Origin of the sequence: Burkholderia lata, assembly GCF_902499025.1 — a bacterium.
GTDB classification, from domain to species: domain Bacteria; phylum Pseudomonadota; class Gammaproteobacteria; order Burkholderiales; family Burkholderiaceae; genus Burkholderia; species Burkholderia lata_C.
Genome location: NZ_CABVPW010000113.1, coordinates 1 through 899 on the forward strand (window position 1 = coordinate 1; position 899 = coordinate 899).

The 899-nt window shown below is 65.9% G+C and carries 1 protein-coding gene; it reads right to left on the reverse strand.

The window, feature by feature from the left end; all coding sequences use genetic code 11:
* On the reverse strand, positions 1-896 hold an 896-nt coding region (locus BDI24065_RS40875; protein ID WP_175035935.1), incomplete at its 3' end, for an acyl-CoA dehydrogenase family protein.
* Positions 897-899 lie beyond the last annotated feature (3 nt).

Here is an 899-nt window from a genome sequence, read left to right on the forward strand (position 1 = left end):
CCGAAGCGCGCCGCGTTCATCATGATGAACATGTATTCGAGGCCGCGGTTTTCCTCGCCGACCAGGTAGCCGATCGCGCCGCCGTGGTCGCCGTACTGCAGCACCGCCGTCGGGCTCGCCTTGATCCCGAGCTTGTGCTCGATCGACACGCAGTGCACGTCGTTGCGCGCGCCGAGCGACCCGTCCTCGTTGACCATGAACTTCGGCACGATGAACAGCGAAATGCCCTTCACGCCTTCCGGCGCGTTCGGCGTGCGCGCCAGCACCAGGTGGACGATGTTGTCCGCCATGTCGTGCTCGCCCCACGTGATGAAGATCTTCGTGCCGAACACCTTGTACGTGCCGTCGCCCTGCGGCTCGGCACGCGAGCGCACCAGCGCGAGGTCGGAGCCCGCCTGCGGCTCGGTCAGGTTCATCGTGCCGGTCCATTCACCGGAAATCAGCTTCGGCACGTAGCGCTGCTTCTGCTCGTCGGTGCCGGCCGTCAGCAGCGCCTCGATCGCGCCGTCGGTCAACAGCGGACACAGCGCGAACGACAGGTTCGATGCGTTGAGCATCTCGATGCACGGTGTCGCGATCAGCTTCGGCAGCCCCTGGCCGTCGTATTCGGACGGATGCTGCAGCCCCTGCCAGCCGCCTTCGACGAACTGGCGGAACGCTTCGCCGAAGCCCGGCGTTGCGGTCACGACGCCATCCTTCCAGCTGCTCGGGTTGCGGTCGCCTTCGACGTTCAGCGGGGCCAGCACCTCGCCGCAGAACTTCGCGGATTCGTCGAGCACGGCCTGCGCCGTGTCGTAACCGGCATCCTCGAAGCCCGGCAACTGCGCAACGGCGTCGATGCCGGCCAGTTCCTTCAGCACGAACAGCATGTCCTTGACGGGGGCGTTATAGCTCATGGT